Source organism: Winogradskya humida (assembly GCF_016862215.1).
Taxonomy (GTDB): domain Bacteria; phylum Actinomycetota; class Actinomycetes; order Mycobacteriales; family Micromonosporaceae; genus Actinoplanes; species Actinoplanes humidus.
The window spans coordinates 23,517-40,377 of sequence record NZ_BOMN01000050.1; the positions used below are offsets into that span (position 1 = coordinate 23,517).

Annotated in this window: 19 protein-coding genes; 9 read left to right on the plus strand and 10 right to left on the minus strand. The window is 68.8% G+C overall.

The window, feature by feature from the left end; genetic code table 11:
• The first annotated feature begins 1 nt into the window (after window position 1).
• From Ahu01nite_RS20095 to Ahu01nite_RS20135, 9 genes are all read left to right on the plus strand, one after another.
• Complete coding sequence (locus tag Ahu01nite_RS20095; RefSeq protein ID WP_203838108.1) at window positions 2-439, plus strand: chemotaxis protein CheW; 438 nt, start codon at window positions 2-4, stop codon at window positions 437-439.
• Window positions 439-1,311: a hypothetical protein gene (locus tag Ahu01nite_RS20100; protein WP_203838109.1), complete on the plus strand. Its 873-nt coding sequence runs from the start codon at window positions 439-441 to the stop codon at window positions 1,309-1,311. The genes Ahu01nite_RS20095 and Ahu01nite_RS20100 overlap by 1 nt, the downstream gene beginning before the upstream one ends.
• Before the next feature lie 16 nt (window positions 1,312-1,327).
• On the plus strand, window positions 1,328-2,500 hold the full coding sequence (locus Ahu01nite_RS20105) for a protein-glutamate methylesterase/protein-glutamine glutaminase (protein ID WP_203838110.1): 1,173 nt from the start codon (window positions 1,328-1,330) through the stop codon (window positions 2,498-2,500).
• A complete protein-coding gene (locus tag Ahu01nite_RS20110; RefSeq protein ID WP_203838111.1) occupies window positions 2,497-3,342 on the plus strand; it encodes a CheR family methyltransferase in 846 nt (281 codons plus the stop codon). Before Ahu01nite_RS20105 ends, Ahu01nite_RS20110 begins: the two co-directional genes overlap by 4 nt.
• A 15-nt stretch (window positions 3,343-3,357) precedes the next feature.
• Window positions 3,358-3,735 (plus strand): response regulator, encoded by a 378-nt coding sequence (locus Ahu01nite_RS20115; protein ID WP_239158991.1) that lies wholly within the window; start codon window positions 3,358-3,360, stop codon window positions 3,733-3,735.
• Window positions 3,732-4,211, plus strand: a complete 480-nt coding sequence (locus Ahu01nite_RS20120) for a chemotaxis protein CheX (RefSeq protein ID WP_203838113.1) — start codon at window positions 3,732-3,734, stop codon at window positions 4,209-4,211. Before Ahu01nite_RS20115 ends, Ahu01nite_RS20120 begins: the two co-directional genes overlap by 4 nt.
• Entirely contained in the window at window positions 4,208-4,570 is a 363-nt protein-coding gene (locus Ahu01nite_RS20125; RefSeq protein ID WP_203838114.1) for a response regulator, read from the plus strand. Before Ahu01nite_RS20120 ends, Ahu01nite_RS20125 begins: the two co-directional genes overlap by 4 nt.
• 7 nt (window positions 4,571-4,577) lie before the next feature.
• Window positions 4,578-5,063, plus strand: a complete 486-nt coding sequence (locus Ahu01nite_RS20130) for a hypothetical protein (protein WP_203838115.1) — start codon at window positions 4,578-4,580, stop codon at window positions 5,061-5,063.
• Between the two features lie 492 nt (window positions 5,064-5,555).
• Complete coding sequence (locus Ahu01nite_RS20135; RefSeq protein ID WP_203838116.1) at window positions 5,556-6,740, plus strand: hypothetical protein; 1,185 nt, start codon at window positions 5,556-5,558, stop codon at window positions 6,738-6,740.
• Between the two features lie 24 nt (window positions 6,741-6,764).
• On the opposite strand, the gene Ahu01nite_RS20140 is transcribed toward Ahu01nite_RS20135, so the two are convergent.
• The 10 genes from Ahu01nite_RS20140 to Ahu01nite_RS20185 form a co-directional block, all read right to left on the minus strand.
• A complete protein-coding gene (locus Ahu01nite_RS20140) occupies window positions 6,765-7,814 on the minus strand; it encodes a sulfotransferase family protein (protein ID WP_239158992.1) in 1,050 nt (349 codons plus the stop codon).
• A gap of 62 nt (window positions 7,815-7,876) precedes the next feature.
• Window positions 7,877-8,116 (minus strand): hypothetical protein, encoded by a 240-nt coding sequence (locus tag Ahu01nite_RS20145; RefSeq protein ID WP_203838118.1) that lies wholly within the window; start codon window positions 8,114-8,116, stop codon window positions 7,877-7,879.
• 3 nt (window positions 8,117-8,119) lie between these two features.
• A complete protein-coding gene (locus tag Ahu01nite_RS20150) occupies window positions 8,120-9,826 on the minus strand; it encodes a hypothetical protein (protein WP_203838119.1) in 1,707 nt (568 codons plus the stop codon).
• Window positions 9,816-11,861 (minus strand): flagellar biosynthesis protein FlhA, encoded by a 2,046-nt coding sequence (locus Ahu01nite_RS20155; protein ID WP_203838120.1) that lies wholly within the window; start codon window positions 11,859-11,861, stop codon window positions 9,816-9,818. Before Ahu01nite_RS20155 ends, Ahu01nite_RS20150 begins: the two co-directional genes overlap by 11 nt.
• A gap of 75 nt (window positions 11,862-11,936) precedes the next feature.
• Complete coding sequence (locus Ahu01nite_RS20160) at window positions 11,937-13,022, minus strand: EscU/YscU/HrcU family type III secretion system export apparatus switch protein (protein WP_203838121.1); 1,086 nt, start codon at window positions 13,020-13,022, stop codon at window positions 11,937-11,939.
• A gap of 3 nt (window positions 13,023-13,025) precedes the next feature.
• The gene (locus tag Ahu01nite_RS20165; protein WP_203838122.1) at window positions 13,026-13,793 is read right to left on the minus strand and encodes a flagellar biosynthetic protein FliR; all 768 of its coding nucleotides are present in this window, start codon (window positions 13,791-13,793) and stop codon (window positions 13,026-13,028) included.
• Window positions 13,790-14,653: a flagellar type III secretion system pore protein FliP gene (fliP, locus tag Ahu01nite_RS20170; RefSeq protein ID WP_239158993.1), complete on the minus strand. Its 864-nt coding sequence runs from the start codon at window positions 14,651-14,653 to the stop codon at window positions 13,790-13,792. Before fliP ends, Ahu01nite_RS20165 begins: the two co-directional genes overlap by 4 nt.
• Window positions 14,631-15,059, minus strand: a complete 429-nt coding sequence (gene fliO / locus Ahu01nite_RS20175) for a flagellar biosynthetic protein FliO (RefSeq protein WP_203838123.1) — start codon at window positions 15,057-15,059, stop codon at window positions 14,631-14,633. Before fliO ends, fliP begins: the two co-directional genes overlap by 23 nt.
• Before the next feature lie 3 nt (window positions 15,060-15,062).
• Window positions 15,063-15,815 carry a flagellar motor switch protein FliN gene (gene fliN, locus Ahu01nite_RS20180; protein WP_203838124.1) on the minus strand — a complete coding sequence of 251 codons (753 nt, stop codon included), beginning with the start codon at window positions 15,813-15,815 and terminating at the stop codon, window positions 15,063-15,065.
• Window positions 15,812-16,750, minus strand: a complete 939-nt coding sequence (locus tag Ahu01nite_RS20185) for a flagellar motor switch protein FliM (protein ID WP_239158994.1) — start codon at window positions 16,748-16,750, stop codon at window positions 15,812-15,814. The genes fliN and Ahu01nite_RS20185 overlap by 4 nt, the downstream gene beginning before the upstream one ends.
• Window positions 16,751-16,861 lie beyond the last annotated feature (111 nt).

Here is a 16,861-nt window from a genome sequence, read left to right on the forward strand (position 1 = left end):
GATGGCGAGCCGTCAGTTCGCCACCTTCGAGGTGGCCGAGCAGCTCTTCGGGGTCGAGGTCGACACGGTCCAGGAGGTGCTCTCCTACAGCGAGTACACCCCGGTGCCGCTCGCGCCGCCAGCCGTCGGCGGGCTGTTCAACCTGCGCGGTCAGGTGATCGCGGCGGTGGACCTGCGGGTGCAGCTGGGCCTGCCGCGGCAGACCCTGGCCGGTCCGAAGATGAACGTGATCCTGCGGGGCGACGGCGAGCCGGTCAGCCTGCTCGTCGACCGCATCGGCGAGGTCGTCGACCTGGACGACGACGCGTTCGAGCCGCCGCCGGACACCCTCAGCGGGCACACCCGGGAGCTCGTCGTGGGCACGTTCAAGCTCGACGGGCGGCTGATGCTCGCTCTCGACGTGACCCAGGCCGTCGATACGTATCGAGCCACCACCTGATGTACAGCCTGGTCAGTGCCCCCGTACTCGGCTTCGACCTGACCCGCCTCAAGGGCGGATCAGCGACGGCCGAGGTGCTGCTGCGCGCGCTGCGCCTCAGCCTCGGGGACCTGCCGATCCTCGCCGAGCGGTTGCCGGACGAGGGCGTACGGGGACCGCTCTGGGTCGAGGTGGAGGGTGCGGCCCGCAAGCTGCCGTCACTGAAGGGGATGAAGGCCGACGACCCGGCGAGCTCGCTCGCGCTGGTCGAACGCGCCCCGATCGGGTCGGTGGACTCGCTGCTGACCTGTCTGCGGTACGACGTGATGGCCTGGACCTGGGAGGGTAGCGGCCGCGACGCCAAGCAGTCGGAGCAGGCCGCCGCGGCGACCGCGCTGCTGTGCGACGCCGCGGTCGCCAGCTATCTGCGCGAGGTGCTGGACGACTCGACCCGGCGGATGCTCGGCGCCGGCTGGGTGTCGGCGGTACGCAAGCTGCCGGTCGGCAAGCCGATCGACCTCGGCCCGCACCACTACGCGGTGTCCGCGCTGCTCGACCGGCTCCGATCGATCACGCCGAAGGACCTCGCCCGGCTCGGACAGTCGGCGGAGGACTCGCGGAAGAGCGCCGGCGGGTGGTCGCCGGCGGTGCATTCGGCGTCGTGGGCGGCGTACCTGTCGGATCGGGTCCGCACCGCCGCGGCCGCGCAGATGCTTCTCGTGCAAGCGATCGACACCGCCGCCATTCCGCTCGCGGAGCGGGCCGGCGGCGTCTGGAACATGCTCAGCGGCGCGGTCCAGGCCCTGGTCGTCCGCGACCTGCTGGACACCGCAACCGCCCACCGGCTGCTGGCCCCGGTGATCGCGGCGCTCGGCCCGGCCTGGCTCGGATGAGGGACGGAGGGTATCGATGATCAAGGTGCTCGTCGTCGACGACTCCGTGGTGGTACGCAGGCTCATCGTCGACTCGCTTGGCGGCGCCCCGGACATCGAGGTGGTCGGCACCGCCGCCAACGGGCTGCTCGCCCAGGCGAAGATCGACTCGTTGAAGCCGGACGTCGTCACGATGGACATCGAGATGCCGCAGATGAACGGCATCGAGGCTGTTCGGGAGCTGCGCAAGCGGCACCCGCGACTACCGGTGATCATGTTCAGCACGCTCTCCGCCGCCGGGGCGAGCGCGACGCTGGAGGCGCTCTCCGCGGGCGCGACGGACTACGTGACCAAACCGAGCAACGTCGGTTCCGTCGCGCAGTCCATCGCCGCTGTGCGGGAGCAGCTCGTACCGAAGATCCACGCACTCGCAGGCCGCCGCACCGTGGCACCGGGCCGGCCGGGACCCGGCACCGCACCGACCCGGCCCGGGGCGCCACCGCCCATGCCCGGGAGGCTCGGTCTCCCGCCCCGCCCCGGCTCGCAGCCCCCGGCGCGTCCCGCCACCGCACCGGCCCGTCCGGTACGGCGCGGACCGGCCGGCCGGGTGGACATCCTGGCGATCGGCTCGTCGACCGGCGGCCCGGACGCCCTGACCAAGGTGCTCCAGTCGCTGCCCAGTGACCTGCCCGTACCGATCGTGGTGACCCAGCACATGCCGCCGGTCTTCACCCGGATGTTCGCCGAGCGGCTGGACCGCAGCACCCCGCTGCACGTCGTCGAAGCGGGGGACGGCATGGAGCTGGTGCCCGGCACTGTCTATATCGCTCCCGGCGACAAGCACCTCGTGCTGCATCGCCGGGGCACCGCGACGCTGACCCAGCTCAGCGGCGCGCCGCCGGAAAACTCGTGCCGTCCGGCGGTCGACGTGATGTTCCGCTCGGTGTCGGCGCTCTTCGGGGCGTCGGTCTTCGCGACGGTGCTGACCGGCATGGGATACGACGGACGGAGTGGTGCGAAGGTGCTGCGTGACGCAGGCGCCGAAGTCCTGGCGCAGGACGAGGCGAGCTCGGTGGTCTGGGGAATGCCCGGGGCCGTCGTGGGCGCGGGCCTCGCCGACGAAGTGCTGCCCCTGGACCGGATCGCCGCCGCGCTGATCCAACGGGTCCAGGCCGGCCGCGCACCACGAGCTACGGCGGTGACCCGATGACCCTTTCGCAGTCCGACTTCGAATTCGTATCGGCGATGGTCCGGCGTGAAGCGGCGATCGTGCTCGCGCCCGGCAAGGAATACCTGGTCGAAGCGCGGCTGATCCCGGTCGCCCGGCAGGTCGGCGCCGCCAGCGTCGCCGAGTTCCTGGCAAATCTGCAGCGCAAACCGAACCCGGCCGACCAGCGCCGGATCATCGACGCGCTGACGACGAACGAGACCTCCTGGTTCCGCGACCGGGAGCCGTTCACCGCGCTCACCGACGTGGTGCTGCCCGATCTGCTCAAGAGCCGCGCCACCACCCGCAAGCTCCGGATCTGGTCAGCGGCGAGCTCCAGCGGGCAGGAGGCGTACAGCCTGGCCATCACAATGCAGGAACAGCTGCCGGCCGGCTGGCAGTACGAGATCATGGGCAGTGACATCTCCACCGAGATGGTCAAACGGGCCGAAGCGGCCGAGTACAGCCAGGTGGAGGTCAACCGCGGGCTGCCGGCGAGTCAGCTCGTGCAGTACTTCGAACGGGCCGGTGCTCACTGGCGGATCGCGCAGCACCTGCGGCGCAACGTCTCGTTCAAGCACATGAACCTGACCACGCCGCTACCGGCCATGGCGCCGTTCGACGTGATCTTCCTGCGAAACGTGCTCATCTACTTCGACGTCGCGACGAAGAAGTCGGTGCTGCGTAACGTCGCCCGGTTGCTCCGACCGGACGGCTGGCTTTTCCTCGGTGCGGCCGAGACGACGATCGGGATCGATGACAACTACGAACGGGTGGCAGCCGGCCGGACCTCTGCCTACCGAGTTCGAAGCGCGGTACCAGCCGGTGCCGTTAGGAAGGGGTGAGCTGCGGTGCGCGCCATGGTGATCGACGATTCGCGGGCGATGCGGATGATTCTGAAGCGCATCGTCGCCAAACTGAACTTCGAGGCGGTGGAGGCAGGGGACGGCCAGGAGGCCCTCGACCTGCTCGCCACGATGACCGAGGTGCCGGAACTGGCCCTCATCGACTGGAACATGCCCAACATGAACGGGCTCGAGTTCGTGACCAAGGTCCGCTCGGAGCCACGGCTCCGGGAGATGACCCTGGTCATGGTGACCACCGAGAGTGAACAGAGCCAGATCGTCCGGGCGCTCGCCGCGGGCGCCCACGAATACGTGATCAAGCCCTTCACCGAAGGGGCGATGATCGAGAAGCTGGCCCTGTTGGGCCTGGTACCGACCGGAGCGAACTCATGAGCGTCGAAACCGTGGTGACCCAGGACGACCTTGCCGAGATGGTGGAACAGGTCTGGGCGTCGTATCTGGACCCCGAGGGGGTCAGTCCGCTGCTCCCCACCGGGGACGACAAGCAGCCCACGGAGGTGCACTCCACCGTCTCGATCACCGGGACCTGGCACGGCCACCTCGTGTACGCGTCGTCCATGCTCGCCGCCCGCAGGGCCGCCGCCGCCTTCCTGGCGATGGACGCCGACGAGGTGGGCGCCGAGGACATCTCCGACGTCCTCGGCGAGCTGGCCAACATCGTCGGCGGCAACGTCAAGGCGATGCTGCCGGCCGGTTGCTTCCTGTCGCTGCCCACCGTGGTCCTGGCTCCCGAGACCGCGTCGTACTACCCGGCCGCCGAGCGGATCAGCGGCCTGTGGGGCCAGTGGGAGGGCGAAAGCATTTCCATCTCGATGTGGCAGAGCGTCAAGCAGGGGGAGGCGGCATGAAAATCCTGATCGCGGATGACAGCCGGGTCATGCGTCAGATCGTGACCCGGACGCTGCGCCAGGCCGGATTCGACGGCCACGACCTGGTCGAGGCCGCCGACGGCCAGGAAGCCCATGACAAGGCCCAGGCGGAGAAGCCCGACCTGGTCATCTCGGACTGGAACATGCCCGAGATGACCGGCATCGAGGTCCTGCGCAAGCTCCGCGCCGCGGGCAACGACGTCAAGTTCGGCTTCGTCACCTCCGAGTGCACGGAGGAGATGAAGAGCGCCGCCGAGAGCGCGGGCTCGGCCTTCTTCATCGTCAAGCCGTTCACAGCAGAGCAATTCGACGAGGTCTTCTCTCCTATTTTGGGATGATATAGCTATGTCTGACACCTCGGTTATCCCCGTCGCCCTGACCGTCAAGAACCTCTTCGAGGACCTCCTCGGCAGGGACGTCACCGTCGCCCCCGGCGACCCCATGACCGCGACCGACCTGCCCACCGGCGTGTTCGCCATCTACACGGACACCTCCCAGCAGCTCTACGCTGTGCTGGGCATGCAACTCTCGCTGGCGGCGAACGCCGGAGCGGCCCTCGGCCTGCTCCCCGCCGGCGCCGCCGAGGACGCCATCGACGAGAAGAAACTCTTCCCGAACCTCGCCGAGAACGTCTTCGAACTCTGCAACGTCCTGACCAGCCTGCTCAACCGCCAGGGCGCCCCGCACATCAAGCTCTACCAGGTCATCACCCCGGGCATGGACCTGCCCAACGACGCCCGGGCCCACCTGCTCGCCCTGGGCAAACGCCTCGACCTCACCATCGAGGTCGCCCGCTACGGCAAGGGAAAATTCTCGCTGTCACTAGCCTGACCGCGGCACCCACTCGCAGAACGGGCCAGGGCCGAGCAACACGGCCCTGGCCCTTCCGCATGTGTGACGTCCGTCGCTGTCCGATATTTGGCAGCGCCTGGAGGGCGTGTGCAGCCAAGGCATCGCTAACGTTGTCGAATGCACTTGACTAGTGACAACCCCTGGCGATGCATTGGCACCCGATGCAAGAGTCCCGGGAAAGAAAGTGGGGAGCGGCCTCAAAGAGGCGGCTCCCCAGCTTTAGTCGTCGAGCTTCTAGCTCTGTCGTCCACCTTAGCATCGGGTGACTGACATGCCCAACAACCTGGATGTGCCGCTGGGCTCTCCCTACGGTGCTCATGTCGCGGCTAGGCTCCTCGACTTCTTCGCGGATACGACGTCCTGGCCACGTCGATTGTGGGATGTCAGCAGCGTCCTCGCGCTGGAGGAAGCGTGGGAGGCCGGTGACTGGCAACGCCAGCTTCGCCGTCACCTGAGCGGCTGGCGCGGGCCGTGGCCACCCACCTGCTGGATCGTGGCTGGAGTTCGGGCCGGCTGCACCGTTGGGTCCGCGATGCCTCGGCACTTCCGGGTGTCAGCCTTCGGGATCTCCTTCAGGAAGCCGCCGACTTCGCCGCCCTCGACGACAGCGAATTCGAGGTGCTGGTGCCATTCGTGTCTCTGCCTGATCATCAGGATCTGGCGGAATGGCTACCGGAGTGGCGCCCGGCGCCCGTGGCGGCAGCCTGGTTCGAAGGCCAGGGGGTGGTGAATCGTCCGCGGCACAATGGGGCTTTCCTCTATCGGATTCAGGCCAAGGACGCGGTGGCGGCTGCGCGCAAGGCTGGTGCCCTGGTGTTGAGGCTTGAGGCGCGGAGCTCTTTTGCGCGTAACGGCAGAGGCCGGCTACAGCCTGTCGGGCGGGTGTGGGTCGGAAATTATCCAGAGCCGTTGCCTGTGCAGTTTCCAGCGCGCGGCGCGGACGTCCTGGCTCTTCAGCGGGAGCGGACGATGTATTCGATAACCGGTTCCGATCGTCTGGACGACGCGTTGGAGTTGGCGGCGCCTGTCAACGGCGGCCCACCCGCGCCGGCGGTATCGGGGGCATGGGCGGCGATCGAGTCGTTGATGTACCACCCCGGGGACAAGACCGACCCGAGTGCTGGTCGTGCGGTGGCGGCCGACCGCATGGCCTCTCTGGTGGCTTGCTCCTGGCCGCGAGCTGAGCTCACTGCTTTGTCCTACCGCCACAAGCCGCCGAAGCCTGACGATTTGAGCCTTGCTCTTGCGGACGCACAAAGCAATGCCGAGCGCTGCGACGTGCTGGTCGGGGTGCTGAGCACACCCGACCAGCCGGTGTTGACGAGAGCGAGTGACGTTGCGGCCCGGCAGCGGATGGCGAATCTGGTGATGAGCCCGCACCGGGAGCTCGCTGACGTTCAGCGCGTGTATTCAGGCGTGATGCGGCGGCTGTACAGGCAGCGCAACATCGTTGCTCATGGCGGCACCACTGCGGCGGTCGCGCTCGAGGCTGCACTTCGTACGGCTGCGCCCCTGGTCGGAGCGGGCCTCGACCGACTCGTGCACGCCTCGCTGACGCAGGGCCTCGAACCGCTGGAGCTGGCCGCCCGGGCGGAGAATTCGCTTGCCCTGGTGGGAGATCCACTCGGTCGAGGCGTGACCAGGTTGCTGGATTGAGGTGGCCTGAAAGGCCGTCGCAGGTCAGGGCTGGGTGGCGTCTGTGCGGCGGTGGGGGCCGCCCTGTTCCGGGGGTTTGGTGAGGGCGGCTGTAGGGAGGTGGGCGAGGTTCTGGTCTCGGCGGAGGCGGGTGGCGGCTCGGCTGAGGGTCTGGCGGGCGGGGTCGAGGCGTTGGGGGGCTGCTGACCAGCCGTAGCGGAGCAGGTCGGTGGTGGGGGGCCTGGTGGTGGTGGAGAGTTCGTAGCCGTTGGCTTCGAGGCGGCTGCCCAGGGCGGCTTCGCAGAGGGCGATCTCTTCGGGCGTCAGCCGGGATTCCCAGCTGCGTACGCGTTGCGTGGTGACGGGTGTGTGCGTACGTGCGTGCCAGGTTTTGAAGGTCGGGACCGCGACTTCCGCGACGGCTGAGGGTTGGGCCATGGCCGGGTGGTAGTCCTCGCCGAGGTATTCGCAGAGCTCGGTGAGTGGGCCGCGCGGGTCGGCGACCAGGTCTTCGTAGCGTAGTTCGAACCACTGGGACGAGTTCAGTCTGCGGGCCGCGCGGCGGGCGTCGTCGACGGCGCGGGACCAGGCGGCGACGGTGGCGTAGATGTCCTTGCGGTGCCAGGACATTTCCTTCAGGGAGGCTACGCAGTCGCGACCGTCGCGGACGATGTTGACGAACTGGGCGTCCGGGAAGAGGCGCAGCATGATGTCGATGTTGTGAAGGTACGCCGGCCGCTTGTCACCCCAGCGCGGTTTGCCGAAGCGGGCCGCGTACTGCTGGAAGATGGTGCCGAGGGCGGAGCCGAGGGTGGCCTGTGCGGCGGTGATGCGCTCGACGGTTTCCCCGGGGTCGAGGCCGAGGTCGCAGAAGCGGGTTTCGCGCCGGTCGACGATGCTCCGGGCGAGGGCTCGCCGGTTCTCCGGCCGGCGCAGGTCGCCGTGTTCGCGGCGGTCCCGGTAGGCGGTCAGGACGAAGCGGGTTTCGGGCGGGATCGCGATCCGCGGGTGGGCGTGCAGCATGAGCTGCAGCATCGTGGTGCCCGAGCGTGGGCAGCCCACGACGATGATCGGTCGGTCTGGGCAGTCGCTCACCGGACCTACCATATTGCCCTAAATGCCAATTGTTAACTAAATGTCAACGCATGTCGTAAAGGTTAGCTTTCCGAGCCGGAAGAGGAGGACGAGGGCGTCGGCGTCACCCGCGTCCCCGGCTCCTCCGTCCTGCCGTACCCCGCGGTGACAAAACGCAGGCCGGCCAGCAGTATCGCGGCGATCGGCACGGCGATGAGGAAGCGCAGCAGCACCTCGCCGATGTCGACCTCGTTGAGCACGTAGCGATACAGCGCCGGCGCGCTGATCAGCAGCGCGAACGCCAGGACGGAGGGCCGGATCACGGGTCAGCCCCGGCGGGCCGGCCGGCGGGGCAGCGCGGCCATCGGCACCACGTCCGCCGCGATCCGGGCGCAGAGCATCGCCGCCCAGGAGTGCGGGGTGGCCGGCTTGCCGTCCAGCGAGACGATCGGCAGGTCCAGGCCGAGCACGGTGGCCGGGTCCGAGGTGATGTCCACCCCATGGACGACCAGCGCCTCGACGTCACCGAGAGCGCGCAGGTGCCGGGCGGTGTCCGCGGTCTTGCGCGTGGCGTCGACCACGGCCCACACCGCTGTCGCCCCGATCGCCGCGCACATGTCGGTTACCCAGATCGGATCGGTACGCCCGACGGTCGCGTCAACCACGACGATCCACGCGTGATCGGCGCTCTGCAGCTTCTCCGCCTTGGTCCTCGCGGTTTCCGGGTCGCCGAGGATCCGCGAAGAGTGCATGCCCGTACCCGCTGCGGTCGGTCCGCCCATGAGCAGGTGTGCCTGGTCGATCCCGGACTGCTCGCACAGCCGCTTGCCGATCGGCACGGCATGGTCGAAGTCACCGGCCAGCACCAGGATCTCGCCCGGCGCGTCCGGGACGCCCGGTGCCATGGGGCGGGAGGCGAGGACGCTCAGCACGCCGGCGTACGTGTCACCGCCGACGATCTGGCCCGCCAATTCCTCGGGCATGCCGACCTTCATCAGGTTCTGCTGCACCGTGTCGTAGTGCTGGTGCCGGATCGTGGCGGGCGGCTGCGCCATCGGGCTCGCGATGTGCGTCGCCGGGATCGCCGACACCGGGCGGTCCAGGCCGAGCCCGCCGAGCTGCTCGACCAGGCTGGTGGTGGCCGGTGAGGTCGGGGCCAGCCCGTACGCCTCGGCGGGCGTGCGGGGCGGTGCCGGGTTCTGCGCTGCTCGCATCGCGGCCGGGGTCGGTGGCGCTTGCTGGCTGTCGTTCACCCCGAGGCCGCCCATCAGTTCCGCCAGGGAAGGGACGGGAGGCAATGGGCGTACGCCACCCGCGGACCCGCCGTTGACCGGCGACCCGGTGGCTTGCGCCGGCCGGAAGGGCCGCACGGTCGGGCTCTCCGGCCGTTCCGGTTCCGCCGCCGCGGCAGGTGGCGGCGGTGGTGTGACACGCGGAGCCGGCCGGTTGTACGACTCAGCCCGGTCCAGATTCGCCATCAGCTCGGCAAACGCCGTCTGTGGATCGCTCAGGCCACGAGAAGCCCCCGGCCCGTCGGTGTTGAACGGGCCGCCAAGCCCGGAACCGCCCCCAAGGCCGAGGCCACCCCCGCCCCCGAGACTGGGTCCACCAAGACTGGGGCTACCAAGACTGGGGCTACCAAGACTGGGCCCACCAAGACTGGGACTGCCTCCGAGACTGGGCCCGCGCCCGGTCATGGCGGCTACGGTGTCGTCCATCCCCGCGCCCCGGCTGACGGCCCGGTCGATGCCGGCCGGCCCGTCGTCGTGCGCGATCCGGTCCCGGGACTCGGCCCGGGCCAGCAACTGCTCCAGCGTCTGCGGGCCGTCGTCGGCCGGAGCCGGACGGCGTGGAGTGGCGGCGTGTTCGTCGGGGTCGGGAACCTCGACGGACAGCTCGTAGTGTTGCTTGGCGAAAAACCCGCCGAAGCCCCCGGACCGGACCTTGTCCGCCGAGATGATCCGTACCGAGGAGCCGTATTCGTCGCGCACCTGCGCGAGCAACGGCTCGATGGCCGGCCCCTCAAGCAGCACCCGCGTAGGCACCGTTCACCACCCCCATCGTTTCTATCTGTGCGGTGGAACCAGAGATCTCCGAGTAGGACAGCACCTGCACGCGTCGGGAACCGGCGCGCAGGAGACGCATGAGTGGCAGCCGTAGCTGCGGGGAGCAGGCCAGCACCGGGGTGATCCCGGACTGCTCGGCGGCCTCGACGAGCCGGCCGGCCTCGCTGACGATCGCCTCGGCACGCAGCCCGTCGATCGCCATGAAGGCGCCGGTCTCGCTGGGCCGCAGGGCTTCGAGCAGGCCCTGCTCCAGCATCGGGTCGAGGGTGATCACCGTGAGCCGGCCGCCGGCGGCGTACTGGGCGGCGATGGCCGGGCCCAGCGCGGAGCGGGCCGCCTCGACCAGGCCGTCGTGCTCCGCGGAGACCTTGGCGCGCAGGGACATCGACTCGAAGATCCGGACCAGGTCGCGGATCGGTACGCCCTCGTCGAGCAACGCCTGCAGCACCCGCTGGATCTGGCCGAGGCTGAGCAGCGTCGGGGTCAGCTCCTCGACGACGACCGGGTGCGTGCGCTTGACCATCTCGGTCAGCGACCGCACGTCCTCGCGGCCGAGCAGGCGGCTGGCGTTGGTCCGGACGATCTCGGCGAGGTGCGTGATGATGACCGAGGCCCGGTCGACGACCGTCGCACCGGAGAGTTCCGCCTGGTAGTGCAGCTCGGCGGGGACCCACTTGCCGGCCAGGCCGAACACCGGTTCCACGCCGGCGCGCCCGGGCAGCGCCTGCAGGCTGTCGCCGATCGCGAGGACCGTGCCGGGTGGTGCCTGGCCGGTGCCGGCGTCGACCCCGGAGATGCGGATCGCGTACGACGAGAGCGGCAGATCCAGATCGTCGCGCGTACGCACGGGCGGCATGATGATCCCCAGCTCGAGCGCCATCTTGCGGCGCAGCGCGCGGACCCGGTCGAGCAGGTCGCCGCCGTTGGTGTCCACGAGGTCCACGAGGTCGGGGGAGAGCGCCAGTTCCAGCGGGTCGACCCGCATCTCGCCGAGCAGCTGCTCGGGGGAGTCCGGCGACGGTTTCTCCACGTCGGCCACGGCAGCGGCGGCCGCCTCCTCGGGGTCCGGTTCCTTGATCCGCTGCGCGATGAGCAGCACCGTCGCGCCGATGATCAGGAAGGGGACCTTGGGCAGGCCGGGGATGATGCAGAGGCCGAGCGCCGCGCCGCCGGCGATCCGCAGGGCCAGCTTGTTCTGGCCGAGCTGGGCGGTGACGCTGGTGCCCATGTCGCCCGACGTCGCCGAGCGGGTGGTGATCAGACCGGTGGAGACCGACAGCAGCAGCGCGGGGATCTGCGACACCAGGCCGTCGCCGACGGTCAGCAGGCTGTAGACGTTCATCGCGTCGGCCGGGGACAGCCCCTGCTGGAGCATGCCGACGGCGAACCCGCCGACCAGGTTGATGACGGTGATGATGATGGCGGCGATCGCGTCGCCCTTGACGAACTTGGAACCACCGTCCATCGCGCCGTAGAAGTCGGCTTCCGAGGCGACTTCGGCGCGGCGGCGCTTGGCCTCGGAGTCGTCGATGAGCCCGGCGTTGAGGTCGGCGTCGATCGCCATCTGCTTGCCGGGCATGGCATCGAGGGTGAACCGGGCGCCGACCTCGGCGACCCGCTCGGCACCCTTGGTCACCACGATCATCTGCACGATGATCAGGATCAGGAAGATCACCAGGCCGATGACCAGCGAGCCGCCGACCACGAAGTCACCGAACGCGTGGATCACCTTGCCGGCGTCGCCGTCGCGCAGCACCAGCCGGGTCGCGCTGATGTTGAGCGCCAGCCGGAACAGCGTCATGACCAGGAGCAGAGCCGGGAAGACCGAGAAATCCAGCGGCTTCTGGACGAACATCGAGACCAGCAGGACCAGCAGCGCGATGGTGATGTTGGTGGCGATCAGCAGGTCGAGCAGGAAGGTCGGCAACGGCACGACCATCATGACGATGATGCCGATGACCCCTACGGGTACGGCAAATTTGCTGAGGTTGCGATCCTTCACGGCCCCCCTTCCACCTGCTGATACTGACGCAGGCGGGACGCCGATGTGAGGAAAACTCCCAGATGGGACGGATTGTCAGGAGGGGTGTGGGTTCGGGTTGCGGTGCGTCCCGGCCGCCGCGCCCTTCGACTTGAGGCTCATCACGAACGCGAGCACCTTCGCCACCGCGCCGAAGAAGTCCGCGGGGATCTCCATGCCGATCTCGACGTTCTTCTCCAGGGCCCGGGCCAGCGCGATGTCCTGCACGAGCGGGATGCGGTTCTCGGTCGCCACGTCGCGGATCTTCTGCGCGATCGCGCCCTGTCCCTTGGCGATCACCCGCGGCGCGCCCTTGTCCGCCTCGTAGCGCAGCGCGACGGCGACGTGGGTCGGGTTGATCAGCACCACATCTGCGGTCGGCACGTCGGCCATCTGGCGGTTGCGGGCCATCGCCATCTGCTTGGCCCGGATGTGGCCCTTGAGGTGCGGGTCGCCCTCGGAGTTCTTGTTCTCCTGTTTGACCTCTTCCTTCGTCATACGCAGCTGCTTGTTCGTGCGGCGGCGGACCACGAAGTAGTCGGCCGCGGCCATCACGATGCCGGCGACCGAGGCCGCCCGGATCAGCCCGATGGTGGCGTCGTTGACCACGGCGAGCAGCGACCCGATCTGCAGCCGGCCGGCGGTCATCAGCAGCGGGACGATGTCCTTCATCGTGGACCAGAGCACGAGACCCAGCACCGTGGTCTTGATCAACGCCTTGCTGCCCTCCCACAGCGCCTGCGGGCCGAGCATCTTCTTGATGCCGGGCAGCGGGTTGAGCCGGCTGAACTTGGGGATGAACAGCTTGGTGGCGACCCGGATGCCGCCCTGCGCCCCGGCCGCCGCGATGCCGACCGCCATCATCGTCAGGGCCAGCGGCAGCACCGCCCAGGCGGCGCTCATCAGGCCGTTACGCAGGATGCTGAGCGCCACCGCAGGGTCCGGGTCGGCGATGATGTCCGGGATCTTGGTCATCAGCTCGCGGGACTGGCCCATCGCGGAGCGCATCGTCCGGGGCAGCATGATGCTGGCGGCGAGCATGCCGAACCAGGCGCCGACGTCCTGGCTGCGGCCGATCTGGCCTTCGGCTTTGGCCTTCTTGAGTTTCTGGGGTGTCGGCTGTTCGGTTTTCTCACCGGACACGGATCACCCCCCGCCGCTGAGGTGGACGACCGCGCTGACCGCGTGGTTGACCAGGGTCTCCAGGGCCTTCGGCAGGATCGCGATCGCCGTGCCGGAGAGGGTGAGCACCAGGAAGATCTTCGCGGGGAACCCGAGCTGGAACGCGTTGAGCGCGGGTGCCACCCGGTTGAGCAGGCCGAACGCCACATCGGTGAGGAACAGGACGGCGATCAGCGGCCCGGCGATCTGCAGCGCGGACACGAACATCTCGCCGACGCCCTCGATGAGCAGCTTGTTGAACGTCTCCATGGAGAAGCTCGCGTCCAGCGGCAGCGTCTTGTAGGACTCCATGAAGCCCCGCAGCACGAGCTGGTGGCCTCCGCTGGCGAACAGCAGGGTCACCGCCACGAGGTTGTAGAAGCGGCCGAAGACCGAGCTCTGGTTCTGCGACAGCGGGTCGTACGCCGAGGCCAGCGTGAAGCCGCCGAACACGTCGAGCAGGTCACCGGCGGCCTGGACCGCGGCGAAGAGCATCAGCGTGATGAAGCCGAGCGCCGCGCCCACGAAGACCTGCAGGGCGGTCGCCGCGATGATCGCCGACGTCTCGATGACCGGCACCGCGGAGGTCAGATACGGCGCCATCGGCAGCGAGATCCCGATCGAGAGCAGCACCTTGACCTGCGCGGGGATCAGCCGGGAGTTGAACGGCGGGCAGAGCATGAGCCAGGCACCGGCGCGCGCCGCGCCGAGGAAGATCGCGATCAGCTGCCCGATCGGGATGTCCCAGTTCATTTGTACGAGCTGACAAGCGCCGTGATGATCAGCCCCCACCCGTTGACCAGCACGAACAGCAGCAGCTTGAACGGCATGGCGACGGTGACCGGTGGCAGCATCATCATGCCCAGCGACATCAGGGACGCCGAGACGACCATGTCGATGATCAGGAACGGGATGAAGACGACGAACCCGATGATGAACGCGGCCCGCAGCTCGGAGAGAACGAACGCCGGGATCAGCGTGGTCAGCTCGACATCCTCGACCTTGGCCGGGGCCTCCTGACCGGAAACCTTGATCATCAGGGCGAGCTCGTCCTGGCGGGTGCTCTTGAGCATGAACCCGCGCAGCGGCTGCACGCCGTCCTTGAAGGCCTGCGACTGGGTCTTGTCACCGGCCAGGTAGGGCTGCACGCCCTGCTCGTTGATGTCGCTCAGCACCGGGCTCATGATGAAGAGGCTGACGAAGAGCGCCAGCCCGGCGAGCACCTGGTTGGGCGGCATGCTGGTGAGCCCCAGGGCGTTGCGGCAGATCCCGAGGACCATGAAGACCTTGGTGAAACACGTGCAGAGCAGCAGCGCGGCCGGCGCGACGGAGAGCAGCGTCAGGCCCAGCACGATCACCAGCGAGGTCGCCGGTTTGCTGCCGTCCGGGTTCGTCCCGTTGATGTTGAAGTTGATCGAGCCGCCGCTCGGGGTCACCTGCGGCGCGACCGGTGCGGTCGGCCCGGGTGCCCGGGGAAGTTCATAAAGAACCGGCACGGGGATCGGTTGCGGCGGTGCGGCCTGGGCGGCCGCAGCGGGCAGCAGCCAGCCAAGGGCCAGCAACAGGATGATCACCGTACGCCGCCACATGTCAGCGCCTCGTCGTCCGGTCACGCAGAAAGTTCAAGGTCGAGCTCCAGGTACGCGGTGACAGCACCGAGCCGTCCAGCTTGCCGCCGTGATGGGGCAGCACCATCGGATGGGCCGGCAGCAGGTCATCCGGCTCCATGGCCAGGTGGTCACGCTTCTTGAGCAGGTGGTGCGTCTCGTGCTCGAAGGCCTTCAGCTCGGTCTCGCCGAGCAGGCTGACCTGGGCGTCCGTGACACCGAGGATCAGTGCCCTGTCGGCCACCTGGACGACCGCGATCGACGAGCCCCGGCTGAGTGTCTGCCGATTGAGCACGTGCAGGTTGCCGTGCCCGCTGCCGATGCCACCGCGCCGGATGACCCTCGCCAGCCCCCAGAGCAGGCCGAAGACGACCAGCAGCGAGAAGCCGATGCGCATGGCGAGCTCGAACAACGGTTACTCCCGTTCGCTGCCGGGAGAGACGATCTCCGTGATCCGGATGCCGAAGTTCTCGTCGATCACGACCACCTCGCCGCGGGCCACGAGCCGGCCGTTGACCAGCAGGTCGGCGGGGCTGCCGGCGGCCCGGTCGAGCTCGACGATCGCCCCCGGGCTCAGCGAGAGCAGCTCGCGCACGCTCATCCGGGTCCGGCCCAGCTCGGCCGAGACCTCCATCTCGACGTCGTGCAGCATGTCCAGGCCGCCGCGCATCACACCCGCGCCGGAGGGGCCGCGTTTCGCCATGCCGCCCGGTGCGCCGTCGGACGGCCATGGGCTCAGCGCCAGCGCCAGGACGGCCCGGATCTCACCACCGTCGAGCAGCGGTACGGCGATCGCGTCGGGCTTGGCCGCGATCGCACTCAACGCCACCCCCGGCTCCATGAGCTGGCCCGGGTCGAGCACGGTCGGCCCGAACGCCCGGGATGCGGCTTCCAGGGCCGGGCGTACGGCAGCGGTCAGGTCCAGCTCACCGAGCGGGCTCTCCTTCAGCGCGTCGGCGAGGTCCTGGCCCACCACGACGACCACCTCGCCGGTGGCCGCGCCGGTGAACTTCGCGGTGATCGCCTGTCCGGTGGTCAGCATGTCGGGGGAGGCCGGCACGGGTGCGCCGACCATCAGCTCCCGGCTGGTCGGCAGCACCGCCAGGGCGGCCTCCGCGGCGGTACGGACCAGCGCGAGCTGTGGCTCGGTGATCGTGGGCGCGGTCATCTACGTTCTTCCTCCTTGGGCGACGGCACGACCAGGCACGCGAGCCGGGCACCCTGATTGCCGGGAACCGCATGAGCGAAAACGGTGTCGTTGACGGTCACCTCGAGCGGCACGCTGGTCGGATGGCCCAGCGGCACGACATCGCCGGGGCGTAGATCCACGATGTCATCGGTGCGCATACGGATGGGGTGGAATCGGACAGCTACGTCGATCGGCGCCGCGGAAAGCCCGGCTGTGAGGTTGCGCAGGGAGTTCTCGCGTACCATGCGCTCGGCCGGGGTGAGCTCGATGGTCTCCTGCTTCTCCAGCACCGGCAGGATGGTGTTGAACGGCAGGCAGATGCTGGCCACGCACTCCTCGGTGCCGATCTTCATCTCGAACGAGGCGATCACCACCGCGTCGCCGGGCTGGTGCGCGCGCAGGAATTGTGCGTTGTACTCGATCTCCTTGAGCTTCGGGTGGATGTCCACCAGCGACTCGAAGCCGTAGCGCAGTTCGCCGAGCATCCGCTCCTGCAGCCCGCGCAGCAGGGGCATCTCCACCTCGGTGAGCGGCCGCTCCGGCTGGGCGCCGCCGGGGCCACCGAGCATGTGATCAATCGCGGTCATCACCGCCGACGACGCCATCTCCATGAGCACCGTGCCGGGCAGCGGGTCGATCGAGACCACGGCGATGACCGTCGGGTTCGACAGGGAGGCGACGTACTCGTCGTAGTTGAGCTGCTCGATCGAGACCAGGGAGACGCTGCTGATGACGCGCAGGCGGGTGGTGAACAGGGTGCCGCAGCTTCGGGCGTACGTCTCGAAGGCGATCTGCAGGGTCCGCACGTGGTCGCGGGAGAGCTTGATCGGCTTGCGGAAGTCGTACGTCGTCGGCCCCGCGCCGGCGCCTCGGCGGGACATCTTTCCGGAGGGACGGGTCGCGGAGGTGGTCACGTCGTCCTCATCGGCTCCCTTCCGCAACCGCTGAGGCGTACGGCGTGCTATGTCCTTATCTAAGGCGAATGGGCGGATCCGCTCGCCGCGGACCCGCCCATCCGAACTGTG